Source organism: Acidimangrovimonas sediminis, from assembly GCF_002871005.1.
Taxonomy (GTDB): Bacteria; Pseudomonadota; Alphaproteobacteria; order Rhodobacterales; family Rhodobacteraceae; genus Acidimangrovimonas; species Acidimangrovimonas sediminis.
In genome coordinates this window covers 364,013-386,425 of sequence record NZ_PHSN01000004.1, presented here as the reverse complement: position 1 = coordinate 386,425, position 22,413 = coordinate 364,013, and the positions used below count along the sequence as shown (strand labels likewise).

The 22,413-nt window shown below is 66.9% G+C and carries 22 protein-coding genes; 10 read left to right on the top strand and 12 right to left on the bottom strand.

Going from position 1 to position 22,413, the window contains the following annotated elements; all coding sequences use genetic code 11:
* Positions 1–2 precede the first annotated feature (2 nt).
* Positions 3–284 (top strand): DUF1330 domain-containing protein, encoded by a 282-nt coding sequence (locus CVV76_RS04040; RefSeq protein WP_102223330.1) that lies wholly within the window; start codon positions 3–5, stop codon positions 282–284.
* 25 nt (positions 285–309) lie between these two features.
* Here the strand turns inward: CVV76_RS04040 and CVV76_RS04035 are convergent, their stop codons facing one another.
* Positions 310–768 carry an Lrp/AsnC family transcriptional regulator gene (locus CVV76_RS04035; protein WP_269844479.1) on the bottom strand — a complete coding sequence of 153 codons (459 nt, stop codon included), beginning with the start codon at positions 766–768 and terminating at the stop codon, positions 310–312.
* Between the two features lie 118 nt (positions 769–886).
* On the opposite strand from CVV76_RS04035, the gene CVV76_RS04030 reads away from it, so the two are divergent.
* Positions 887–1,678 carry a class II glutamine amidotransferase gene (locus CVV76_RS04030; RefSeq protein ID WP_102223328.1) on the top strand — a complete coding sequence of 264 codons (792 nt, stop codon included), beginning with the start codon at positions 887–889 and terminating at the stop codon, positions 1,676–1,678.
* A 191-nt stretch (positions 1,679–1,869) separates the two neighbouring features.
* Here CVV76_RS04030 and CVV76_RS04025 read toward each other — a convergent pair whose 3' ends face one another.
* The 4 genes from CVV76_RS04025 to CVV76_RS04010 form a co-directional block, all read right to left on the bottom strand.
* Entirely contained in the window at positions 1,870–3,009 is a 1,140-nt protein-coding gene (locus CVV76_RS04025) for a helix-turn-helix transcriptional regulator (protein WP_102223327.1), read from the bottom strand.
* 90 nt (positions 3,010–3,099) lie between these two features.
* Positions 3,100–4,917, bottom strand: a complete 1,818-nt coding sequence (typA, locus tag CVV76_RS04020) for a translational GTPase TypA (RefSeq protein WP_102223326.1) — start codon at positions 4,915–4,917, stop codon at positions 3,100–3,102.
* Positions 4,918–5,019: 102 nt separating this feature from the next.
* On the bottom strand, positions 5,020–5,352 hold the full coding sequence (locus CVV76_RS04015) for an SMR family transporter (protein WP_102223325.1): 333 nt from the start codon (positions 5,350–5,352) through the stop codon (positions 5,020–5,022).
* Positions 5,353–5,361: 9 nt separating this feature from the next.
* Entirely contained in the window at positions 5,362–5,988 is a 627-nt protein-coding gene (locus CVV76_RS04010; RefSeq protein WP_102223324.1) for a YitT family protein, read from the bottom strand.
* Positions 5,989–6,159: 171 nt separating this feature from the next.
* Here CVV76_RS04010 and pepT point away from each other — a divergent pair, with 171 nt between their 5' ends.
* Complete coding sequence (gene pepT / locus CVV76_RS04005; protein WP_102223323.1) at positions 6,160–7,395, top strand: peptidase T; 1,236 nt, start codon at positions 6,160–6,162, stop codon at positions 7,393–7,395.
* Positions 7,396–7,596: 201 nt separating this feature from the next.
* On the opposite strand, the gene CVV76_RS04000 is transcribed toward pepT, so the two are convergent.
* The 4 genes from CVV76_RS04000 to CVV76_RS03985 all read right to left on the bottom strand — a co-directional run bounded on the left by CVV76_RS04000 (position 7,597) and on the right by CVV76_RS03985 (position 10,390).
* On the bottom strand, positions 7,597–8,808 hold the full coding sequence (locus tag CVV76_RS04000; RefSeq protein ID WP_102223322.1) for an NADP-dependent isocitrate dehydrogenase: 1,212 nt from the start codon (positions 8,806–8,808) through the stop codon (positions 7,597–7,599).
* Between the two features lie 93 nt (positions 8,809–8,901).
* A complete protein-coding gene (locus CVV76_RS03995; protein WP_102223321.1) occupies positions 8,902–9,480 on the bottom strand; it encodes an HD domain-containing protein in 579 nt (192 codons plus the stop codon).
* A gap of 13 nt (positions 9,481–9,493) precedes the next feature.
* Positions 9,494–9,727, bottom strand: coding sequence for a hypothetical protein (locus CVV76_RS03990; RefSeq protein ID WP_102223320.1), 234 nt, complete (start codon positions 9,725–9,727; stop codon positions 9,494–9,496).
* A 3-nt stretch (positions 9,728–9,730) separates the two neighbouring features.
* A complete protein-coding gene (locus CVV76_RS03985; RefSeq protein WP_102223319.1) occupies positions 9,731–10,390 on the bottom strand; it encodes an alpha/beta hydrolase in 660 nt (219 codons plus the stop codon).
* Between the two features lie 155 nt (positions 10,391–10,545).
* On the opposite strand from CVV76_RS03985, the gene iscR reads away from it, so the two are divergent.
* Positions 10,546–11,013: a Fe-S cluster assembly transcriptional regulator IscR gene (gene iscR / locus CVV76_RS03980; RefSeq protein WP_102223318.1), complete on the top strand. Its 468-nt coding sequence runs from the start codon at positions 10,546–10,548 to the stop codon at positions 11,011–11,013.
* Between the two features lie 91 nt (positions 11,014–11,104).
* Here iscR and CVV76_RS03975 read toward each other — a convergent pair whose 3' ends face one another.
* Genes CVV76_RS03975 through CVV76_RS03965 form a run of 3 tightly spaced genes read right to left on the bottom strand, consistent with a single transcriptional unit; the run spans position 11,105 to position 13,271 of the window.
* Positions 11,105–11,578 (bottom strand): CinA family protein, encoded by a 474-nt coding sequence (locus CVV76_RS03975; protein WP_102223317.1) that lies wholly within the window; start codon positions 11,576–11,578, stop codon positions 11,105–11,107.
* Positions 11,575–12,090 carry a phosphatidylglycerophosphatase A family protein gene (locus CVV76_RS03970; protein ID WP_102223316.1) on the bottom strand — a complete coding sequence of 172 codons (516 nt, stop codon included), beginning with the start codon at positions 12,088–12,090 and terminating at the stop codon, positions 11,575–11,577. Before CVV76_RS03970 ends, CVV76_RS03975 begins: the two co-directional genes overlap by 4 nt.
* A complete protein-coding gene (locus CVV76_RS03965; RefSeq protein WP_102223315.1) occupies positions 12,087–13,271 on the bottom strand; it encodes a bifunctional 2-C-methyl-D-erythritol 4-phosphate cytidylyltransferase/2-C-methyl-D-erythritol 2,4-cyclodiphosphate synthase in 1,185 nt (394 codons plus the stop codon). The genes CVV76_RS03970 and CVV76_RS03965 overlap by 4 nt, the downstream gene beginning before the upstream one ends.
* 184 nt (positions 13,272–13,455) lie before the next feature.
* Between CVV76_RS03965 and dusB the strand changes: the two genes are divergently transcribed.
* The 6 genes from dusB to trkA all read left to right on the top strand — a co-directional run bounded on the left by dusB (position 13,456) and on the right by trkA (position 22,411).
* Complete coding sequence (dusB, locus tag CVV76_RS03960) at positions 13,456–14,439, top strand: tRNA dihydrouridine synthase DusB (RefSeq protein WP_102223314.1); 984 nt, start codon at positions 13,456–13,458, stop codon at positions 14,437–14,439.
* Entirely contained in the window at positions 14,436–15,566 is a 1,131-nt protein-coding gene (locus tag CVV76_RS03955) for a two-component system sensor histidine kinase NtrB (RefSeq protein WP_102223313.1), read from the top strand. The genes dusB and CVV76_RS03955 overlap by 4 nt, the downstream gene beginning before the upstream one ends.
* On the top strand, positions 15,566–16,942 hold the full coding sequence (locus CVV76_RS03950; protein ID WP_102223312.1) for a response regulator: 1,377 nt from the start codon (positions 15,566–15,568) through the stop codon (positions 16,940–16,942). Before CVV76_RS03955 ends, CVV76_RS03950 begins: the two co-directional genes overlap by 1 nt.
* Before the next feature lie 100 nt (positions 16,943–17,042).
* Positions 17,043–19,379, top strand: coding sequence for a sensor histidine kinase NtrY-like (locus CVV76_RS03945; RefSeq protein WP_102223311.1), 2,337 nt, complete (start codon positions 17,043–17,045; stop codon positions 19,377–19,379).
* Complete coding sequence (gene ntrX, locus CVV76_RS03940) at positions 19,376–20,788, top strand: nitrogen assimilation response regulator NtrX (RefSeq protein WP_102223310.1); 1,413 nt, start codon at positions 19,376–19,378, stop codon at positions 20,786–20,788. Before CVV76_RS03945 ends, ntrX begins: the two co-directional genes overlap by 4 nt.
* Before the next feature lie 246 nt (positions 20,789–21,034).
* Positions 21,035–22,411: a Trk system potassium transporter TrkA gene (gene trkA, locus CVV76_RS03935; protein WP_102223309.1), complete on the top strand. Its 1,377-nt coding sequence runs from the start codon at positions 21,035–21,037 to the stop codon at positions 22,409–22,411.
* Positions 22,412–22,413: the final 2 nt, after the last annotated feature.

Below are 22,413 nucleotides of genomic sequence, written 5' to 3'. Positions count from 1 at the left end.
CCATGGCCTTGTGGATCGCGAATGTGCATGTGACCGACGAGGCGGCGTACAAGAAGTATGCCGCCATCGCGACCGAGGCGATCGCCGAACACGGTGGGGTCTTCCTCGCCCGCGGCGGGCATCACGTGCAGCTTGAGGGGCGCGATCGCGCGCGTAACGTGGTGGCGCGGTTCCCGACGGTCGAGGCGGCGGTGGCCTGCTACAACTCGCCCCGCTACCAGGAGGCGCTGAGCCACGCCAAGGGTGCGTCGGAGCGTGATCTGGTCGTGGTCGAAGAGGTCTGATCGGGACTTCCTCCGACACGGAGCCTCAGATCGGCAGTTCGGTCGTTTCCTTGATCTCTTCCATCACGAAGCTGGCCGAGACATCGGCCAGTTCGACCCGCGAGACCAGTTGCTGGTAAAGCCGGTCATAGGCCTTTACATCCGCCACCCGGGCGCGGATCAGGTAGTCGAGTTCGCCCGTCATGCGGTAGGCGCCCAGGATCTCGGGCATGTCGCGCGTCGCCTCGGCGAAACGCTCCAGCCAGTCCGGCGCATGTCGGTCGGTGCGGATCATCATGAAGACCGTCAGCCCCAGGCCCAGCTTTTCCGCATCCAGCAGCGCCACGCGGCGGCGGATCACGCCTGACGCCTCCAGCGCCTTGACCCGGCGCCAGACGGCGTTGCGCGACAGGCCCACGCGGGCGCCCAGATCCTCGAGCGCGAGGTCCGCGTTCTGTTGCAGGGCGATCAGGATCTTGCGGTCGAGGGGGTCTTTTATCTCCATATTGGTCATCATAGTGGGAAGTTCTCCCCGCTGAAAGCCTCGTGATCGCCATTTCGGGGGGATGCAAGACAGGCCGGGCTGCGCTATGGGTGGCCCAACGCAGCAAGGAGATGCCGCCATGTGTCGCTGGGCCGCCTATATCGGAGCGCCGGTCTTCCTCGAGGATGTGGTGATCCGGCCGGGCCATTCGCTGATCGCCCAGTCGCTGCATGCGACGGAATCGAAGACCGAGATCAATGCCGACGGTTTCGGCCTGGCCTGGTATGGCGAGCGGGAGGAGCCGGGGCTGTTCCGCGACATCTACCCCGCTTGGTCGGATCCGAACCTTCGCTCGCTGACCCGGCAGGTGCGTTCGGGGCTGTTCATGGGGCATGTGCGGGCCTCGACCGGGACGGCGACCAGCCGCAACAATTGCCACCCCTTCGCGGTGGGGCGCTGGTCGTTCATGCACAATGGCCAGTTCGGCGGGTACGAGCGGTTCCGCCGGGATGCCGAGATGATGATCGACGACAGGCATTACCCCCACCGCAAGGGTGCGACCGACAGCGAGGCGCTGTTCCTCGTGGCGCTTGGCGAAGGGCTGGAGGATGACCCCAGGGGCGCGCTGGAACGGGCCGTGGCGCGGCTTGAGGCGCTGTCGCGGGCGAAGGGCACGACGCCGCACTGCAGGCTTACCGCGGCCTTTTCCGACGGCCAGCGCCTTTATGCCGTGCGTTACGCATCTGACGACCAGGCGCCGACCCTCTACCACCGCTGGAGCGAGAGCCGGGGCGGTCGCGCCGTCGTCTCCGAGCCGCTGGAGGGGGGCGAATTGTGGGACATGTTGGCGCCTGGCACCTTTGCCGTGTTCGAGGGCGAGGAGGTGTGGACCGAGCCCTTCACCCCCGTCTTGCAAGCGGTCACGGCCTGAGGATCGCAGCCGCAAGAAACATGATCCAAATGGATCATGCGAAGCAGAGCCAAGTCGCGTATCGCGGTGTCGTTACCAGTGATTTGGGTAAGGGTAGGTGACGTAGCCTGTGCCCCGGCAGCGCCCCGTGTGGTGCTGTCGGGTGTATGGCTCTGGCTGCACGTCACAGGTCTCGGGGTATAATGGGCGGCTTAACGGGCCGCGAGGACCAGCCGCACCAGATCCAGCTGCCGGCTGGACCCCGTCTTCACCATGGCCTGCTTGATCTGGTTGCGCACGGTGACCAGGGCGCTGCCACGGCGCGCGGCGATCTCGGCCGGGGTGAGCCCGTCGGCAAGAAGGCCTGCCACCTCCGCCTCGGCCGGGCTGAGGCCAAGCGAGGGGCTCAGCGCCTCCCGCGTGGTAGAGGCGGGCGCAAGCGGGGTCAGAACGATCACCAGAAGCGGCGGCACGGCGAAATGCGCATTCGCCAGCAGCTTGGCAAGCATGTCCTCGGATCCGAGCGCAAGCAGGTGGCATTGCCAGTCGGTGCGCCCGCAGGTCCGCAAGGGCAGGCTGATCGGGCCAGGCAGGGTGGCGCCCGCGCTGTTGGCCATCAGCCTTTCCACCCTTGCCTGTACCGCCGGGTCGGTCACGCTGAGCTGTCCCAGCGCATCCAGGCGCAGGATCTTGCCCGTCTCGACCATCCCGGCCGCCCGCTCGTCGAGCATGACGATCCTGCGTCCCGGGCCGAGGAGCAGCACGGCCGCGCCTTCCTGCCCGACGGCCCCCGATTGCAGCCGGTGCCACAGCGCCTGATCCGCGAGCTGACGGTTGATCTGGATCGCCTGGGCGATCAGCGGTGTGACGTCGCTGAGCAGCTGGATCCAGGCCGCCTCGTGGCGCTCTGCATCGCGGGCGCGGATGTTGCCGCCGATCACCACCACGCGATGAGGGTCGCGCATCACGAGGCCGCCGCCGCCGGCGATGAGGTCTTCCTGCGGGCGGAGCCATTCGTCGTAGAATTCGGATCGGCGGAGAAGATCGGTGGGGTACATCTGCTGCGCCGTGTGCATGGCGCCCGGCGTCGACTTGCTCAGGACCGGAGTCCACGGATTGGAGGCGGCAAAGCGCGTCCGGTACAGGTCCATGTATTCGGGATCGTAGCCGTGGGAAAAGCGGCGGGCGCCTTCGCCACCGGTCGTCAGATCGAGGGAGATCAGGTGCGCGCGCACCCCATCGACCATTCGTGACATCTGGATGAGGACATCGTCCCAAGCGGCAGAATCAAGGGCTGCGGCGCTGATCCGTCCCGCAAGCGTCAGGTAGCTGTCGATGCTGGCCCGGCGCACGGCCCCTGTCCTCCACCCGTTTCGCCTTGTGGTTGATTGCTCCCAGCGTGCCATGTGGCCGTGCCGGGGGCAATCACAACATGTGCCGTGTCAGCTTGCGCGGGCCTGGCGCTTGCGCTCATGCGGGTCGAGGAAGCGCTTGCGCAGGCGGATGACCTTGGGCGTCACCTCGACCAGCTCGTCATCGTCGATATAGGCGATGGCCTCTTCCAGCGACAGGCGCACCGGCGTCGTCAGGCGCACTGCCTCGTCCGTGCCCGAGGCGCGGACGTTGGTCAGCTTCTTGCCCTTGAGCGGGTTCACCTCGAGGTCATTGTCGCGCGAGTGCTCGCCGATCACCATGCCCTCGTAGACGTCTTCCTGCGCGCCGATGAACAGCTTGCCACGCTCTTCGAGGTTCCAGAGCGCGTAGGCCACCGAGGTACCGTTCTCCATCGAGATCAGCACGCCCTGGCGACGGCCCTGGATCGGGCCCTTGTGCGGGGTCCAGCCGTGGAAGATGCGGTTGAGCACGCCCGAACCGCGCGTGTCGGTCAGGAATTCGCCGTGATAGCCGATCAGGCCGCGCGACGGGACATGGGCGACGATCCGGGTCTTGCCGGCGCCGGCGGGGCGCATGTCGACCATGTCGCCCTTGCGCGGGCCGGTCAGCTTTTCGATCACCGCGCCGGTGTATTCGTCATCGACGTCGATCGTGACCTCTTCGACCGGCTCCATCCGCTGGCCGTCTTCCTCGCGCATGATCACGCGGGGGCGGGAGATCGAAAGTTCGAACCCTTCGCGGCGCATGTTCTCGATCAGCACGCCCATCTGAAGTTCGCCACGGCCCGATACCTCGAAGGCCTCGCCGCCGGGAGTGTCGGCGATCTTGATCGCGACGTTCTGCTCGGCTTCCTTCATCAGCCGCTCGCGGATCACGCGGCTCTGCACCTTCTGGCCGTCGCGGCCGGCAAGCGGAGAATCGTTGATCCCGAAGGTCACGGTGATGGTCGGCGGGTCGATCGGCTGGGCCGGGATCGGCGTGTCGACATCGGTGGCGCACAGCGTGTCGGCCACGGTGGCCTTGGTCATGCCCGCGATGGTGACGATGTCGCCGGCCTCGGCCAGGTCGATCGGCTGCTGCGACAGGCCGCGGAACGCCAGGATCTTAGAGACGCGGAACTGTTCGATCCGATCGCCGGTCCGGCTGAGCGCCTTGATCGTGTCGCCGGCCTTGAGCGTGCCGCTTTCGACGCGGCCGGTCAGGATGCGCCCGATGAACGGGTCGGCCGACAGCGTGGTCGCCAGCATGCGGAACGGTTCATCCCGGTGGTCGAGCTGCTTCGGGGCGGGGACGTGCTTGACGATCAGGTCGAACAGCGCCGAGAGATCCTTGCGCGGACCGTCCAGATCGGCATCGGCCCAGCCGGCGCGGCCCGAGGCGTAAAGATGCGGGAAATCAAGCTGATCGTCATCGGCACCGAGGTTGGCGAAGAGGTCGAACACCTCGTCCAGCGCGCGGTCGGGTTCCGCATCCGGCTTGTCGACCTTGTTCAGCACCACGATGGGCCGCAGCCCCAGCGCCAGCGCCTTGGAGGTGACGAACTTGGTCTGCGGCATCGGCCCTTCGGCCGCGTCCACCAGAAGGACGACGCCGTCGACCATGCTCAGGATACGTTCCACCTCGCCGCCGAAATCGGCGTGGCCGGGGGTGTCGACGATGTTGATGCGATGGCCCTGCCACTCGACCGAGGTCGCCTTGGCGAGAATGGTGATCCCGCGCTCGCGTTCGATGTCGTTCGAATCCATCGCGCGTTCGGTCACCGCCTGGTTCTCGCGGTAGGTGCCCGATTGTTTCAGAAGCTCGTCCACCAGTGTCGTCTTGCCGTGGTCGACGTGCGCGATGATCGCGATGTTGCGAAGATCCATAGGTCCGTCCGTGAATGCTGCGCCGCCGCGATACAGGCAAACGGGACGTTTGGCCAGAGGTCTTGGCGGCAGGGATTGGGGTTCTTGGGGCTTTGTGGCGCTTTAATGCGTGCCGACGCCGGAGAACAGGTTGATCACCGCGATCCCGGCGACGATCAGGCCGATGCCGGCGACCGCGCCGAGGTCCAGCTTCTGGCCGAACACCAGCCAGCCCGAAACGGCGATCACCACGATCCCGATCCCGGACCACAGCGCATAGGTCACGCCCAGCGGCAGGTAGCGCAGGATATGGGTGAAGCAATAGAAAGCCGCGCCGAAGCCCAGGACCACGCCCAGCGAGGGCCAGAGCCTTGTGAACTGCTGGCTGGCCTGCAGGCAGGTGGATCCGAAGGTCTCGAACGCGACGGCCACGAGGAGGATGAGATAGGGTTTCATCGCCGGGCCTCAGGTCGCGACGTAGCGGTCACGGCGGTGGTTCACCGCGATCACCAGGTTGACGATCACCGCGCCGAGGAGCGAGATCACCACCTTCTTCGGATCTAGCAGCGCGAAGGCCACGAGAAACAGGCAGCCGTCGAAGATCAGCTGCGTCATCCCGGCGCGAAAGCCAGTGCGGTCCTGCAGGTAAAGCGCAAGGATGCCGATCCCGCCCAGCGAGGCGCCGTGACGAAAGAGCGCGAGCAGCGCCGAGCCGGTGATCGCCCCGAAGAGAAGCGCGCCCAGGATCGGGTTGAGATGGGCAAAGCCGACCCAGCCCGGCAGCACCATGGTCAGCCCGGACAGAAGCGCCACGGCCAGCAGCGTCTTCAGCGTGAAGCGCAGGCCCATGCGTCGGTAGCCCAGCCAGTAGAACGGCAGGTTCACGACGAAGAACACCGGGCCGAAATGCCAGCCCGTGGCATATGAGATCAACACGGCAAGCCCCGCCGTCTGGCCCGTGGTCAGGCCCAGATACGTCAGGATCTGCATCGCGAAGGCCGCCATCAGGCTGCCGTAGACGATGCCCTGGGCATCCTCTGCCGGGCTGTGGCGGACGGACCGCTCTGACGGGTCTGTGAGGGTATGGGTCATGGCCCGAGCTATGCCCGACGGCCGCAAAAAAGGGAAGGGCGCGCGGCGGACCCTCTTCGCCCGCCTGCGGCGCCTCATCGTCGGGGCCGGCGGCCGCCTCGCGCGCCGCGCCCGCCCTTGACATGCCCGCCGCACGGCGCCCTTCTCTGGGCCGACGAACAGGAGGCCCAGATGGCAGAGAACTTTGACGAGGAACTGGAAACCCGGCTGGTGCGCTATGCCGCCGTCGACACGCAAAGCGACGAGGACAGCCCCTCGGCCCCCTCGACCGCGATCCAGCTCGACCTCTTGCGCATGCTCGAGGCCGAGCTGAAGGAGATCGGCGCGACCGAGGTCGAGCTGACCGAATACGGCGTCGTCCTCGCCACCATTCCCGGCACGGCCGAGGGGCCGACGATCGGCCTTCTGGCCCATGTCGACACCGCACCGCAGTTCAACGCGACGGGGGTGAAGCCCCGGGTGATCCGTGGCTGGAACGGCGACGACATCACCTATCCGGATGCGCCGGACCTCGTGCTCTCGCCCTCGGATTACCCCTACCTCGCCACCAAGGCGGGCCATGACCTGATCACCGCCTCGGGCACGACCCTTCTGGGCGCCGACGACAAGGCGGGCGTCGCGATCATCATGACCGCCGCGCGCCACCTGCTGACCAACCCCGAGATCAAGCACGGCCCGATCCGCATCGCCTTCACCCCGGATGAGGAGATCGGCCGCGGTGTGGGGCCCGAGCTGTCGAAGGATCTGAAGGCCGACTTCGCCTATACTTTCGACGGCGGCGCGGTGGGCGAGATCGAATACGAGACCTTTTCGGCCGACGCCGCCGAGGTGAAGATCGAGGGAGTCTCGATCCACCCGGGCTATGCGACGGGCAGGCTGGTGAACGCGATCCACCTCGCCTCCAAGATCATGTCGGCGCTGCCGCTGGCGACGATGACGCCCGAGACGACGTCGGGCCGCGAGGGCTTCCTCCACGCGACCGAGATGATGGGCAGCGCTGCCGAGATGACGATCCGGTTGATCCTGCGTGACTTCGAGCGCGAGGGGCTGGAGGAAAAGGGCCGCATGCTGCAACAGGTCTGCGACGCGGTGGCCGCGACCGAACCGCGCGCCCGCATCACCTGCAAGATCCGCCCGCAATACCGCAACATGCGCTACTGGCTTGAAGAGGACATGACACCGGTCAACCTCGCCCTCGAGGCAGCGCGCGAGATCGGCCTCGACCCCGTCACCGACCCGATCCGCGGCGGCACCGACGGCTCGCGCCTGACCGAGTTCGGCGTGCCCTGTCCGAACCTCTTTACCGGGATGCAGAACATCCACGGACCGCTGGAATGGATCTCGGTGCAGGACATGAGCCGCGCCACGGACCTCGCGCTGAACCTGGTGCAGAAGGCCGTTAAATAAGGCCGTGCCGTGGGGGCGCTGCCCCCACACCCCCGGAGTATTTGGACAAGAAAGAAACGCAAGTTGCTTCTTTCTTGCTGAAATACTCCACGGGGGTGCGGGGGTGTGAAACCCCCGCGGATGCGACGGCGGACGCTGGGCACCACAGATGAAAAAAGGCGGGGAAATTCCCCGCCTTTTCCGTTTCTTCCGAGCGATGGTTCAGGCGAGCGCCTTGTTCAGATACTCGTCGACCTTCTCGAGGTAGCCCATCGTGGTCAGCCACTTCTGGTCCGGGCCGACGAGGAGGGCGAGGTCCTTGGTCATGAAGCCGTCCTCGACGGTCTGGACGCAGACCTTCTCGAGCGTCTGGGCGAAGTTCAGGAGCGCCGCATTGTCATCGAGCTTGGCGCGGTGCTTGAGGCCACCGGTCCAGGCGAAGATCGACGCGATCGAGTTGGTCGAGGTCTCCTTGCCGGCCTGGTGCTGGCGGTAGTGACGGGTCACCGTGCCGTGCGCTGCCTCGGCTTCGACCGTCTTCCCGTCCGGCGTCATCAGAACGCTCGTCATCAGGCCGAGCGAGCCGAAGCCCTGCGCCACGGTGTCCGACTGGACGTCGCCGTCGTAGTTCTTGCAGGCCCAGACATAGCCGCCCGACCATTTCAACGCGGAGGCAACCATGTCGTCGATCAGGCGGTGTTCGTAGGTGATGCCGGCGGCCTTGAACTTGTCGGCGAATTCAGCGTCGAAGATCTCCTGGAACAGGTCCTTGAAGCGGCCGTCATAGGCCTTGAGGATGGTGTTCTTGGTCGACAGGTAGACCGGCCAGCCCTTCATCAGGCCGTAGTTCATCGAGGCGCGGGCGAAATCGCGGATCGACTCGTCGAGGTTGTACATCGCCATGGTGACGCCGGCGCCCGGGGCCTGGAAGACCTCGTGCTCGATCGTCTCGCCGTCCTCGCCCACGAACTTGATCGTCAGCGTGCCCTTGCCGGGGAAGCGGAAGTCGGTCGCGCGGTACTGGTCGCCGAAGGCGTGGCGGCCGACGACGATCGGCTGGGTCCAGCCCGGCACCAGCCGCGGCACGTTCGAGCAGATGATCGGCTCGCGGAAGATCACGCCGCCGAGGATGTTGCGGATCGTCCCGTTGGGCGAGCGCCACATCTTCTTCAGGCCGAATTCCTCGACCCGGGCCTCGTCGGGCGTGATGGTCGCGCATTTCACGCCGACGCCGTATTGCTTGATGGCGTTGGCCGCGTCGACGGTGATCTGGTCGTCGGTCTCGTCCCGGGCTTCGATGCCGAGGTCGTAGTATTTCAGGTCGACATCGAGATAGGGCAGGATCAGCTTTTTCTTGATGAAGTCCCAGATGATCCGGGTCATCTCGTCGCCGTCGAGCTCGACGACGGGGTTTTCCACTTTGATCTTGCTCATGGGGCCCTCTCTTTTCGGGATTCGGTCGGGCGGGTGATACCGCATTCCGCAGGAGAGGGAAAGCTGTATGCGGTGGTATACCGGGCAGGCGGCCTAGGCTTCGGGGAAGAACGCCTTCAGCCGGGCGCGGAGCCATGTCCAGACGACGGGCGCGCCGCGTTCGATCTTGCTGCCCACGCGCGTCTGCAGTTGCGGCCAGGTCACCGCATACTCGTTCCAGGTTCCGCCGGAGGAGGCGAGGTTCTGCACCACCGGCTGGGTCCGGTCGAGCGACTTGGCAAACACGGCGTCGGCGCTTTCGGCGGCCTCGAACTCATCCCACAGGGCGCGAAAGTCGGCCTCCAGGTCCTTGGGAAGAAGCCCGAAAATGCGATCGGCCGCCGCCTGTTCCCGCGCCGCCTGCTCGGACGGGTCGTGGGCGCCGTGGATCGGGGTGTCGCCGGCGTCGATCTCGACGATGTCGTGCAGGATCAGCATCCGGATCACCCGGTCGATCCGCACCCCGTCGCCAGCCTGGTCGGCCAGCACCATGGCGTAGAGCGCGAGGTGCCAGGAGTGTTCGCCGGAATTCTCGCGTCGCGAGGCATCTGCCAGCGTCGTGCCGCGCAGGATCGATTTCAGGCGGTCGGCCTCGGTCAGGAAGGCGAATTGTGCGTCGAGGCGGTCGGTCATGACAGGCAGTCGGTCACGAGGCGGTCGGCGGCCGGGTCGCCTTGGCGCGTTCGCTTTCGAGGAAGCGACGCGCGCGTTGTTCGGCAAGGCGGATCCTGATCGAGGTGAGGTAGGCCTCTTCCAGCGTCGGCGAGGAGATGCCGATCACCTTGGCGACCTTCTCGTAGAAACGGTCGTCGCCATTCTCCAGCATCGCCTTCATCGTGTCGTCGGACAGCGCGTCGGCAAGCTCCTCGACCAGCGACATCGCCTAGCGCGTCCCCTCGGTCAGGCGGCGCTTCACATAGCTGCTGACCGTCTCGATCATCGGTTTCATATGCGCCTCTTCGTCCTTGAAGAAGTGGTCGGCGCCCTCGATCTGGCTGTGGGTGATCGTGATCCCCTTCTGCTCGTGCAGCTTGGAGACAAGCGCATCCGTATCCTTCGGCGGCGCCACGCGGTCGTTGGTGCCGTTGATGATCAGGCCGGAGGCCGGGCAGGGCGCGAGGAACGAGAAATCGTACATGTTCGCCGGCGGGGCGACCGAGATGAAGCCGGTGATCTCGGGGCGGCGCATCAGCAGCTGCATCCCGATCCAGGCGCCGAACGAGAATCCCGCGACCCAGCAGTGCTTGGCGTTCTGATTCATCGACTGGAGGTAGTCGAGCGCCGACGCGGCATCCGACAGCTCGCCGATCCCCTGATCGTATTCGCCCTGGCTGCGCCCGACGCCGCGGAAATTGAACCGCAGGACGGTGAAGCCCATGTTATAAAAGGCGTAGTGGAGGTTGTAGACCACCTTGTTGTTCATCGTCCCGCCGAACTGGGGGTGCGGATGCAACACGATCGCGATCGGGGAGTCTTTTTCCTTCTGAGGGTGATAGCGCCCTTCAAGCCGGCCTTCGGGACCGGGAAAAATCACTTCGGGCATAGACCAGCCTGCTTTCCTTGGCGGCCGGGCGGTGCGTCGTTGACGGGCACCCCCGGGCAATCTAGAACCGTTCCAAATTCCGGCGTGGCCGGACGGGTGCTGACCGAGTTAAGCGCGCAGCCCGTCGGCGTCAATGTCTTTGGCAGGGGAAAGCCATGAAACTCTCGACGAAGGGGCGGTACGCGATGGTCGCGCTGGCGGATCTTGCCACCGCGAAGGACGAGGACCTCGTGTCGCTCGCCGCGATCTCGAAGCGCCAGAACATCTCGTTGCCGTACCTGGAGCAACTTTTCGTCAAGCTGCGCCGTGCAGGGCTGGTGGAATCGGTCCGCGGGCCCGGGGGCGGTTACCGGCTGGCCCGGCGTCCGGCCGAGATCCGGGTGAGCGAGATCCTCGAAGCGGTGGACGAGACGGTGAGCGCGATGGAATCCGGCGCCGGGGCCTCGGGTGGGCTGTCGGGCACGCGGGCGCAGTCGATGACCAACCGCCTTTGGGAAGGGCTCTCGGCCCATGTCTACGTCTTCCTGCATTCGACCCGGCTGTCGGACGTGATCTTCAACGAGATGCGCCCGTGCCCCGCCGTGCCCGCGCTCTTCGCCGTGGTGGACGAGGAGGAGGAATAAGACGCGCCGACCACAGGGTCGGGGTGCGCGCCTTCGGGGGCATGATACGGTATGCTCCGGCGCGGAACGGCGCCGGAGGATCAGGGGAGGATCAGGCCTGGAGCGCGGCGATCAGCAGGTCCAGGGCGTGATCGACGGTCGCCGCCCGCACCTGTGACCGCCCGATCGCCCCGAACTCCACCGTTTCCGTCTGCGTCGGCAGGCCGTCCGCGGCGAGGCCGAAGCACACCCGCCCCTCGGGTTTGTGCTCGGATCCGCCCGGACCCGCGATGCCGGTGACCGCGACGGCCAGCGTCGCCCCGGACCGGGCAAGCGCGCCCTCGGCCATCTCCCGCGCGACCTCCTCCGAGACCGCGCCGTGGGCTTCCAGCGTGGCCGCCTTCACCCCCAGCATGTCGCGCTTGGCCACGTTGGAATAGGTCACGAACCCGCGGTCGAAGATGTCGGAGGATCCCGCCACCTCGGTGATCGCCCCGGCAATCAGCCCGGCGGTGCAGCTTTCCGCCGTGGCCAGCAGCGCGCCGCGCGCCCGGGCTGCGGCAAGAAGGCGGTCGGCGCGGCTCATCCGCCGAACATGTGCTGAAGGATGATCGGGCCGTGGAAGGCGATGGCGGCCAGGATCGTCGCCACCCCGGCAAAGAGCCCTGCCAGCAGGTCATCGAGCATCACCCCCGCCGGATCGCCCCGGCGGTCGGCACGACCGATGATCCAGGGTTTCCAGATGTCGAACAGGCGAAACAGCAGGAATGCGGCAACCGGGCCGGGCCAGACCATGTGCATGTCGCGCATCCAGAAGCCGAAGGCGGGGAACAGCAGGGTCAGCCATTGCGCCGCGATCTCGTCGATGACGATCTCGGAGGGGTCCTCGCCGGGGCGGTCGTTCAGCTCCGCCCAACAGGCCCAGAAGCCGGCGATGGTGGCGACGAGAGTGGCGATCACAAGTGCGGTGAAGCCCAGCCAATGCTCGATCGCCCAGCCCACAAGCATGGCGGCGAGGGAAGCCCAGGTTCCCGGCGCGGGTTTCAGCAGCCCCAGGCCGAACCCGACCGCGACGGCGCGGCTCGCGGGCCCGCTCATGCGGCCACCAGCGCGGCGGTGGCGATCGCCGCGATCCCTTCTTCGCGTCCGGTGAACCCGAGCTTCTCGGACGTCGTGGCCTTGACGCTGACCCGATCCATGTCGACCTCCATTATTCTGGCAAGTTCCATTTGCATATCAGAGGCATGCGGGCCGATCTTCGGGTGTTCGCAGACCAGCGTCACATCGCAGTTCGCCAGCCTGAAACCCTTGCGGCGCGCAAGGCCGATGGCATGGGCGAGGAAGATCTCCGATGCCGCGCCCTTCCACTGGGGATCCGAGGGCGGGAAGTGGCGGCCGATGTCGCCCTCGGCCAGCGCGCCATAGATCGCGTCGGTCAGGGCATGCATGCCCACGTCGGCATCGGAATGCCCCACAAGCCCCCGGGAATGCGGAATTTTCACGCCACAAAGCCAGACGTGGTCGCCGTCTCCGAACGCATGCACGTCGTAACCGTTGCCCAGCCGAATATCCATCGCGCGCCCCCTCAGGATCGCCTCGGCGCGGGCGAAATCCGCCGCGACCGTCAGTTTCAGATTGTCTTCGTCGCCCTCGACGATGGCGACGTCAAGGCCCGCGGCCCGGGCCACCGCGACATCGTCGGCAGCGCCGCCGGGATGGGCGCGATGCGCGGCGAGGATGGCCGCGAAGCGGAACGCCTGCGGCGTCTGCGCACGATAGAGCCCCTCGCGACCGACGACGCCGGCGACCAACCCGGCCTCGCCCCGCCAGAGCGCGTCCGTCACCGCCAGTGCGGGCGCCGCGGCGGGGGCATCGTCAAGCGCCGCGATCATCTCGGCAATCAGCCGCGGCGACACAAGCGGGCGCGCGCCGTCATGGATCAAGACGCGGGATATATCATCTTCTTCAATAGCTTCCAGGGCGTTCTTCACTGAGGCGTCGCGACTGGCGCCGCCCGTGACGAGGGTCTCTCCCGGGGTCAGCATCGCTTGGGCTCGCGGCGCGTCCTCGGGATGGATCACCAGAACGATCCGGTCGATGCCGGGGGCGTCGCGGAAGGCGTCGAGGGTATGGGCCAGGACCGGCCGCCCGGCCAGATCGCGCCACTGCTTGGGCAGTCCGCCGCCCGCGCGTATGCCGCGCCCTGCGGCGACGATGACGGCGGCAGTCAGGCCGGGGGGCGGGGGCTGGCCAGAGGCGGTGCGCGGGGCGTGGCTCATGCGGTCTCCTGTCGCCGCTTGTCTATGGGATCGTGCTGCGGGTGACAATCCGGCTCGTCCTCAGAGCCTTTTGCCCAAAAAACGTGCATTGGGCGGTTTTTGACCGAAGGCCGGGGGACACTCGATTGTAATCTGCGGGCGGAGTCGGTAGCTCGAAAGGATAGGGCGCTTAAGGATTAGGCAGGTGGCCATTCCATTGGCAGACATCACGATAGATCCGCCGGTGCTGCTTGCACCGCTGGCCGGGATCACCGACCTGCCGTTCCGGCGGCTGGTGGCCTCGTTCGGCGCGGGCCTCGTGGTCAGCGAGATGGTCGCGAGCCAGGAGGTCGTGCAGGCGAAACCCATGGCCCGCGCGCGGGCCGAGCTGGGGTTCGGCGAGCAGGCGACGGCGGTGCAGCTGGCCGGACGCGAGGCCTACTGGATGGCCGAAGCCGCGCGCTATGCCGAGGGGCAGGGCGCGCGGATCATCGACATCAACATGGGCTGTCCCGCGCGAAAGGTGACGAACGGGTATTCCGGCTCGGCGCTGATGCGCGACCTCGATCATGCGCTGACGCTGATCGAGGCGGTGGTGGGCGCGGTTTCGGTTCCGGTGACGCTGAAGACCCGGCTTGGCTGGGACGACGATCTTCTGAACGCGCCGGAGCTGGCGCGGCGGGCCGAGGGCGCGGGGGTGGCGATGGTCACGATCCACGGCCGCACGCGGTGCCAGTTCTACAAGGGCCGGGCCGATTGGGCCGCGATACGCGCGGTGAAGCAGGCGGTGCGGATTCCGGTGATCGCCAATGGCGACATCACCGATGCCGCAACCGCGGGGCGGGCGCTGACGGCATCGGGCGCCGATGGGGTGATGGTCGGGCGCGGGGCCCAGGGCCGGCCCTGGGCGCTGGCCCGGATCGCCCATGCACAGTTTGGCGCGACGGCCCCGGAGATCCCCATAGGGGATCGTCTTTATGAAATGATAGTAACGCATTACGAGTCGATGTTGAAGTTTTACGGCAGCGAACTCGGAGGGCGGATGGCGCGAAAACACCTTGGCTGGTACATGGACGATGTGACTGTCGACCCGGCGCTGCGGCGCGAGATCCTGACTGCGACCTGCACGCCCTGTGTGTTGCGCCTGCTGCGGCTCGCCTTCGGCAGCGCGGAAAGGGTCGCGGCATGAGCGAGTCGAAGCCCCCCGGCGGGGATGCCACGCCCGTCACCAAGTCGCCGATCAAGGGCGTGGTGTGGCAATCGCTGCCGCTGCCCGCCGTCCTGATCCAGCCCGACGGGCGGATGGAGGATATCAATCCGGCGGCCGAGTCGTTCCTCAACACCTCGGCCAAGTCGATGCGTGGCCAGCTCGCCTTCGAGAAGCTGGCGATCGACGCACCGCTCGAGGAAGCCTTCGAGCGGGTCAAGAAGAACCAGGCCGCGCTGTTCATCCACGATGTCGACGTCGGCACCGGGGACCGGCCGCCGGTGCAGTGCAACATCCAGATCGCACCGCTGTCGGACGAGAGCGACGTGATGCTCCTCCTGATCTCGCCGCGCGATATTGCCGACCGCCTGGGCCGGGCGATGAACGTGAAATCCGCCGCGCGCTCGGCCATCGGCATGGCCGAGATGCTGGCGCATGAGATCAAGAACCCGCTTGCGGGGATCGCGGGGGCTGCGCAGCTTCTGTCGATGGGGTTGAACGCGCAGGACCGCGAACTGACCGACCTGATCGTCGCCGAGACCCGGCGCATCGTCGCGCTGCTGGAGCAGGTGGAGCAGTTCGGCAATCTTCGCCCTCCCGAACGCAAGGCCGTGAACATTCACGACCTGCTCGACAGGGCGCGACGCTCTGCGCTGGTCGGCTTTGCCGCCAACATGCTGATCGTCGAGGATTACGACCCCTCGCTGCCGCCGACCTTCGCCGATGGCGACCAGTTGCTTCAGGTCTTCCTCAACCTCCTGAAGAACGCGGCCGAGGCGGCCGGGCCGAAAGGCGGGGTGATCCGCCTGCACACCTTCTATGAGCATTCGCTGCGCCTGCGCCGCAAGGACGGGCCGGGCAACGCGCTGCCGCTGCAGGTCGAGATCATCGACGACGGCCCCGGCCTGCCCGCTGAGATTGCCGAACAGATCTTCGAACCCTTCGTGTCGGGCCGCGAGAACGGCACCGGCCTCGGCCTCGCGCTGGTGTCGAAGATCATATCCGACCACGACGGCTGGATCGCGGTGGATTCGGTGCCCGGGCGCACCGTCTTCAAGATCTCGCTGCCGGTCGCCCCCAAAGACGCCAAAGAGACGGAGAATACCTGATGGACGGCACAGTCCTCGTTGCCGATGACGACCGCACGATCCGCACCGTGCTGACCCAGGCACTGACCCGCGCCGGCTGCAAGGTGCATGCGACGTCGAGCCTTACGACGCTGATGCGCTGGGTCGAGGAGGGCAAGGGAGACCTGGTGATCTCGGACGTCATGATGCCCGACGGAAACGGGCTGGAGATGCTGCCGAAGATCGGCCAGGAACGGCCCGGCCTGCCGGTGATCGTGATCTCGGCCCAGAATACCATCATGACGGCGATCCAGGCCGCCGAGGCCGAGGCCTACGACTACCTGCCCAAGCCCTTCGACCTGCCCGACCTGATGAAGCGGGCGGCCCGGGCGCTGGACCAGAAGCGCAAGGTGACCCCGCGCAAGAGCAACGCACCCGCCCGCGGTGACGGCGAGGGCGAGGATCTGCCGCTTGTCGGCCGCACCGCCCAGATGCAGGCGCTCTATCGTCTTGTCGCGCGGGTGATGAACACCGATCTGGCGGTGCTGATCGTCGGCGAAAGCGGCACGGGCAAGTCGCTGATCGCCCGGGCGATCCACGATTTCTCGGACCGCCGCACGCTGCCCTTTGTGGTGGCGACCGGGGCCGAGCTTCAGGGGATGGACGGGCCCTCGACCGTGCTGTCGCGCGCCAAGGGCGGGTCGATCGTGTTCGATGAGGTGTCCGATTTCGACATGGAGACCCAGGCCCGGATCGTGCGGATGCTCGACGCGCTTGGCGACACCGCGCCCCGGGTGATGGCCACCAGTCAGGCGGATCTGATGTCCGAGATCGATGCGGGCCGCTTCCGGCAGGATCTGTTCTACCGTCTCGGCGGGGTCTCGATCGCGGTGCCGAGCCTGCGCGAGCGGGTCGACGACATCCCGCTTCTGGCCGAGCATTTCCTGACCCGGACGGAACGCGAGACCGGCCTTGTCCGCCGCCTGTCGAACGACGCGATGGAACTGGTGCGTGCCTATTCCTGGCCGGGCAACGTGCGGCAGCTGGAGAACACGCTGCGCCGCCTGTCGGTCACCTCGCCCGAGGAGGAGATCTCCCGCGCAGAGGTCGAGGCCGTGCTGGGCAGCCAGCCGGCGATGGAGCCGCTGAAGGGCGGCGGCGATTCCGACAAGCTGTCGGCCTCGGTCGCCAAACACCTGCGGCGCTACTTCGATCTGCATGGCGGAACGCTGCCGCCGCCGGGCGTCTATCAGCGCGTGCTGAAGGAGGTCGAACTTCCGCTGATCGAGATCGCGCTGGATGCGACGGCGGGTAATCAGGCGAAATGTGCCGATCTCCTCGGCATCAATCGCAATACCCTGCGCAAGAAGATCACCGATCTGGATATTCGCGTGACACGCCGCCGCAAGTTGATGTAAAACCGCAACAGAGGCGTGGCGCTTCGGCTATAGACCTTCGGAAGCCCACGAAATATGGCGGTTGGGGACATCAAGATCCCCGGAATCGGGGGTCAACCCTGTGCAGCGGGCAGCGCGCACCACAACATTCCAGCGATTCAGCCGGCTCCGCCGGCAGCGCCGGGTCCAGACAGCCGCGACCTTCGCGCTGGTTGCGCTTGGGCCGATCCTGGCGCTGCTGACCTTTGTCGCGCTGGGGCCCCTGAACGAGGGGGCGCAATCGCCGCTGCTGCGGCTGACGCTGCTGGGCGACCTGATCTACGTGCTGGCGGTGGCCACGATGGTGGCGGGCCGGGTGGCGCGGATGGTGTCCGACCGGCGGTCGCATTCGGCAGGGTCGCGGCTGCACCTGCGGCTGACGGGCGTCTTCGCTCTGATCGCGCTGATCCCTACCGTGCTGGTCGCGGTATTCGCGGGGCTGACCATCAACATCGGCCTCGAGGGCTGGTTCTCCACCCGGGTGCGTTCGGCCGTCGGGGCCTCCCTCGCCGCGGCGCAGGCCTACGAGGGGGAGCACCGCCAGGACATCACGCAGGATGCCGATGCGCTGGCGAATTTCCTCGACGCGGCGAAGCTGCAGAACTTCTTCATCGACGACGGCGAGGTGCGCCAGCTTCTGACCCAGGGACAGGCGCGGATCCAGCGGGGGTTGCGCGCGGCCTTCGTGATCAACGGCACGGGCGAGATCAAGGCCCGTGGCGACCGCTCGTACCTGTTCAACTACACCGCTCCCTCGGCCAAGGACCTGACCGAGGCGCGCACCGGCAAGACCGTGATCATCGAGGATCTCAAGCACAACGAATTCCGCGCGCTGGTCGAGTTGAAACCCTATCCCGACCGCTATCTCTATGTCACCCGCGTGGTCGACGGCGGGCTGATCAAGCTGCTCGATGAGACCAAGCAGACCGTGCAGCTCTACCAGCAGCTGGAGCGTGACCGCGGCCGCCTGCTGTTCGAATTCGGGCTGCTCTACCTCGGGTTCGCGCTGATTCTGATCCTGGCGGCGACCTGGCTGGGCCTGTGGTTCGCCGAACGACTGGCGCGGCCGGTGGGGCGGCTGGCCGGTGCGGCGCAGCGGATCGGCGGTGGCGACCTGGAGGTGCAGGTGCGCGAAGAGGAGGGCGATGACGAAATCGCCATGCTCGGCCGCATCTTCAATCAGATGACCCGCCAGTTGAAGGGCCAGCGCGAGGCGCTGATGGACAGCCACAGCCAGACCGAACAGCGCCGGCGCCAGTTCGACAGCGTGCTGTCCTCGATCACCTCGGGCGTGGTGGGGCTGGACGCGACGGGTCGGATCGACTTCGTCAACCGCTCCGCGCTGAGGCACCTCGATCTGGAGGCGGCGGCGGCGCAGGGGGGGGCGGCGCTGGCCGAGGCGGTGCCGGAGTTCGCCGGCCTCTTCGCGCGCGCCATGCAGGGCACGTCCGAGGTGACGCAGGAGGAGATTCGGGTCTCGCGCATGGGGCGGGTGGAAAGCCTGCTTGTGCGGGTGGCGCGCCGCCGCAACGCCGAGGGGCAGCTGGAGGGCTACGTCGTGGCCTTCGACGACGTGACCGAGCTGGTCTCGGCGCAGCGGATGGCGGCCTGGGGCGACGTGGCCCGCCGCATCGCGCACGAGATCAAGAACCCGCTCACCCCGATCCAGCTTTCGGCCGAGCGCATCAAGCGCAAGTTCCGTGCTCTGGCCGGCGAGGACGCCGAGGCGCTGGACCAGTACACCGACGTGATCGTGCGCCAGACCGGCGACCTGCGACGCATTGTCGATGAATTTTCGCGCTTCGCCCGGATGCCGGAGCCGGAGCGGCGCCGTCACGATCTGGTCAGACTGGTGCGCGACGCGGTGGTGTTGCAGGAAAGCGGCCTGCCGGGAATCCGGATCTCGGCCGACCTGCCCGAGGGCGCGCTGATGGCCGAGATCGACGCGACGATGATTTCCCAGGCGCTCACGAACTTGATCAAGAACGCGGGCGAAGCAATTGAAACGCTGCAGGAAAAAGGTGTACCCGATGGCTATGTGCCAGAGGTCCGGGTGCGCCTGTCCGAGGATCATGGCGTCGCGATGATCACCATTGCCGACAACGGCATCGGCCTGCCCGAGGACCGCACCCGCCTGTTCGAGCCTTACGTGACGACGCGGGAGAAAGGCACAGGCCTGGGTCTTCCCATCGTCAAGAAGATCATCGAGGAACATGGCGGCACGCTGGCGCTGGTTGATGCGCCCGCCTTCGCCACCGGCGCGCGCCGGGGGGCACTGGCCGAGATCCGGCTGCCGCTCTCGGGGCACGGGACGGACGCCCCGGACGCCCCGGACACGTCGGGTGGCGGCGCCGAGCCGGACACGACAGGACAAGACCAAGAAACGGCCGGATCGGGCCGGGAAGATGAGGTGACATGACTGGGATTCTGATCGTCGACGACGAGCGCGACATCCGCGAGCTGATCTCGGACATCCTGCGCGACGAGGGGTTCGAGACCCGGCTGGCCGGCACCTCGGACGATTGCATGGCCGAGCTCAACGCCGAACCACCGGCGCTGATGATCCTCGACATCTGGCTGAAGGACAGCAAGATGGACGGGATCGACATCCTCAAGCACGTCAAGCGCGACAACCCCGACGTGCCGGTGGTGATCATCTCGGGCCACGGCAACATCGAGATTGCGGTGGCGGCGATCAAGCAGGGTGCCTACGACTTCATCGAGAAGCCGTTCAACATCGACCAGCTGATGGTGGTGGTACGCCGCGCGATGGAAACCTCGCGCCTGCGCCGCGAGAACTCGGACCTCAGGCGCCGCGATGTGACCTCCTCCGACATGGTCGGCTCGTCGCCCGCCTTCAAGGCGCTGAAGGCGCAGCTCGACAAGGTGACGCGGTCGAACGGGCGGGTGATGCTGACCGGCCCCGCGGGGGCGGGCAAGGAAGTGGCCGCGCGTTTCATACACGCGGAATCGAACCGCGCCGCGGCCCCCTTCATCACCGTCTCCTCCGCGTCGGTCGAACCCGAGCGGATGGAGGAGGTGCTGTTCGGCCGCGAAACCAGCGATCGCGGGCTGGAGAAGGGCCTTCTGGAACAGGCGCACGGCGGGGTGATCTATTTCGACGAGGTGGGCGACATGCCGCTGGGCACCCAGTCGAAGATCCTGCGCGTGCTGGTGGACCAGCAGTTCATGCGCGCGGGCGGCACCGACAAGGTGCGGGTCGACCTGCGGGTAATCTCCTCCACCACGCGCGACCTGGGCGCGGAGATCGCGGCGGGCCGCTTCCGGCAGGAGCTTTACGACCGGCTGAACGTGGTGCCGATCGCAGTCCCTTCACTCGAGGAGCGGCGCGAGGACATACCCGAGCTTGCCGCGCATTTCATCGAGATGTTCAACAAGACCCAGGGGTTGCCGCTACGCGAGGTCTCGGACGAGGCGACGGCGCTTTTGCAGACCATGCGCTGGCCGGGCAACGTGCGCCAGCTGAGGAACGTGATCGAACGCGTGCTGATCCTGGGCGAAGGCACCGGCCCGATCGAGCCGCGCGAATTGCCGGGCCAGGACGACGGGCCGAAGGACGACGGCCGGGTGATCCTGTCCGGCGGGCTGGCCACGCTGCCGTTGCGCGAGGCACGCGAATTGTTCGAACGGGAATACCTTCTGACCCAGATCAACCGCTTCGGGGGCAACATCTCGCGCACCGCGAATTTCGTGGGCATGGAGCGTTCGGCGCTGCACCGCAAGCTGAAGTCGCTGGGCGTGGTCACCACCGCCAAGGCCGGCGCCCGCGTGGCGCGGCTGGGTGAAGAGGACGACGAAGACCTCTGATCGGGCGCGGTGTGGCGATGGCGGGCCGGCGGGGGCGCTGCCCCCTGCACCCCCGGAGTATTTCGGCAAGAAAGACTGAAAGCGCGTCTTGTTTCTTTCTTGCCGAAATACTCCACGGGGGTCCGGGGGTGTGAAACCCCCGGCGCCGAAGGCGCAGGGCCGGTCGGGCATGGGGCGGCGCCCCAGATTGACCCCTGGGGCGGCTTCTGCCAATGATCGGGCCGCGAGACCAAGCAGGGAACCAGCATGAAGGTCATCATCTGTGGCGCGGGCCAGGTCGGCTGGCAGATCGCCCGGCATCTTTCGGGCGAGCGCAACGACGTGACCGTGGTCGACTCGAATGCCGACCTGGTGCGCCGGGCCACCGACACGTTGGATGTGCAGGGGGTGGCGGGGTTCGCCTCCTACCCCGACGTGCTGGAGCGGGCAGGGGCCTCGGATGCCGACATGATCATCGCGGCCACCCATTCGGACGAGGTGAACATGGTCACCTGCCAGGTGGCCCATTCGGTCTTCGACATACCGCGCAAGATCGCGCGGCTGCGGTCGCAAAGCTATCTCAACGCGATTTACGCCGATCTCTACCGTCGCGATCACCTGCCGATCGACGTGGTCATCTCGCCCGAGCGCGAGGTGGCCGACGCCGCGTTGCAGCGCCTGTCGGCGCCGGCGGCGTTCGATACGGAAAGTTTCCTCGACGGGCGGGCGCAGCTTCTGGGCATTGCGCTGGACGAGGATTGCCCGGTGCTGAACACGCCGCTCAGGCAGCTCACCGACCTCTTTTCCACCTTGCGCGCCATCGTGGTGGGGGTGCGCCGCGAGGGGACGCTGTTCGCGCCGGAGCCGGGCGATCAATTGTTCGCGGGCGACCAGATCTATGTCTTCGCCCATACCGAAGACGTGAACCGCACGATCGAGATCTTTGGCAAGGTCGCGAAGAAGCAGGAGCGGATCGTCATCATCGGCGGCGGCAACGTGGGCCTTGCCGTGGCCCGCGCGCTGGAGAACCGGGCGGACCGGGTGCGCGCCAAGATCATCGAGAAGAACCGCGCCCGGGCCGAACGGGCCGCCGATGCGCTGGAACGCACCATCGTACTCAACGGCGACGGCATGGACATGGATCTCCTGATGGAGGCCAATATCGAGCGGGCGGATGCCGTGCTGGCGGTGACCGACGACGACAAGACGAACCTCCTCGTCTCGGTCCGGGCCAAGCAGGCCGGTTGCCCGATGGCGATCGCGCTGGTCAACGATCCGACGCTGGCGCCGATGATGGGCCCCCTGGACATCGACGCCTACATCAACCCGCGCGCCACCACCGTCAGCTCGATCCTGCGCCACATCCGCCACGGCCGGGTGCGGGCGATCTATTCCATCGGCGACGCCGAGGCCGAGGTCATCGAGGCGCAGGTGCTGTCGACCTCGCCCATCGCGGGCAAGCTGGTGCGCGAGATCGACTTTCCCGAGGGCGTCCTGGTCGGTGCCGTGCTGAAGGACGACAAGGTGGTCAAGCCGCTCGGCACTCTCCGGATCGACGAGGGCGACATCATCACGCTCTTCGCCATGGCCGCCGACGTGCCCGAGGTCGAGCGCCTCCTGCAGGTCTCGGTCGACTTCTTCTGACG

What these genes read in the sequence shown, in the direction of transcription:
- CVV76_RS04040 (WP_102223330.1), top strand. Translation starts at nt 3, where the DNA reads ATGGCCTTGTGGATCGCGAATGTGCATGTGACCGACGAGGCGGCGTAC.
- CVV76_RS04035 (WP_269844479.1), bottom strand. Translation starts at nt 768, where the DNA reads ATGGAGATAAAAGACCCCCTCGACCGCAAGATCCTGATCGCCCTGCAA.
- CVV76_RS04030 (WP_102223328.1), top strand. Translation starts at nt 887, where the DNA reads ATGTGTCGCTGGGCCGCCTATATCGGAGCGCCGGTCTTCCTCGAGGAT.
- typA (WP_102223326.1), bottom strand. Translation starts at nt 4,917, where the DNA reads ATGGATCTTCGCAACATCGCGATCATCGCGCACGTCGACCACGGCAAG.
- CVV76_RS04015 (WP_102223325.1), bottom strand. Translation starts at nt 5,352, where the DNA reads ATGAAACCCTATCTCATCCTCCTCGTGGCCGTCGCGTTCGAGACCTTC.
- CVV76_RS04010 (WP_102223324.1), bottom strand. Translation starts at nt 5,988, where the DNA reads ATGACCCATACCCTCACAGACCCGTCAGAGCGGTCCGTCCGCCACAGC.
- pepT (WP_102223323.1), top strand. Translation starts at nt 6,160, where the DNA reads ATGGCAGAGAACTTTGACGAGGAACTGGAAACCCGGCTGGTGCGCTAT.
- CVV76_RS04000 (WP_102223322.1), bottom strand. Translation starts at nt 8,808, where the DNA reads ATGAGCAAGATCAAAGTGGAAAACCCCGTCGTCGAGCTCGACGGCGAC.
- CVV76_RS03995 (WP_102223321.1), bottom strand. Translation starts at nt 9,480, where the DNA reads ATGACCGACCGCCTCGACGCACAATTCGCCTTCCTGACCGAGGCCGAC.
- CVV76_RS03990 (WP_102223320.1), bottom strand. Translation starts at nt 9,727, where the DNA reads ATGTCGCTGGTCGAGGAGCTTGCCGACGCGCTGTCCGACGACACGATG.
- CVV76_RS03985 (WP_102223319.1), bottom strand. Translation starts at nt 10,390, where the DNA reads ATGCCCGAAGTGATTTTTCCCGGTCCCGAAGGCCGGCTTGAAGGGCGC.
- iscR (WP_102223318.1), top strand. Translation starts at nt 10,546, where the DNA reads ATGAAACTCTCGACGAAGGGGCGGTACGCGATGGTCGCGCTGGCGGAT.
- CVV76_RS03975 (WP_102223317.1), bottom strand. Translation starts at nt 11,578, where the DNA reads ATGAGCCGCGCCGACCGCCTTCTTGCCGCAGCCCGGGCGCGCGGCGCG.
- CVV76_RS03970 (WP_102223316.1), bottom strand. Translation starts at nt 12,090, where the DNA reads ATGAGCGGGCCCGCGAGCCGCGCCGTCGCGGTCGGGTTCGGCCTGGGG.
- CVV76_RS03965 (WP_102223315.1), bottom strand. Translation starts at nt 13,271, where the DNA reads ATGAGCCACGCCCCGCGCACCGCCTCTGGCCAGCCCCCGCCCCCCGGC.
- CVV76_RS03955 (WP_102223313.1), top strand. Translation starts at nt 14,436, where the DNA reads ATGAGCGAGTCGAAGCCCCCCGGCGGGGATGCCACGCCCGTCACCAAG.
- CVV76_RS03950 (WP_102223312.1), top strand. Translation starts at nt 15,566, where the DNA reads ATGGACGGCACAGTCCTCGTTGCCGATGACGACCGCACGATCCGCACC.
- ntrX (WP_102223310.1), top strand. Translation starts at nt 19,376, where the DNA reads ATGACTGGGATTCTGATCGTCGACGACGAGCGCGACATCCGCGAGCTG.
- trkA (WP_102223309.1), top strand. Translation starts at nt 21,035, where the DNA reads ATGAAGGTCATCATCTGTGGCGCGGGCCAGGTCGGCTGGCAGATCGCC.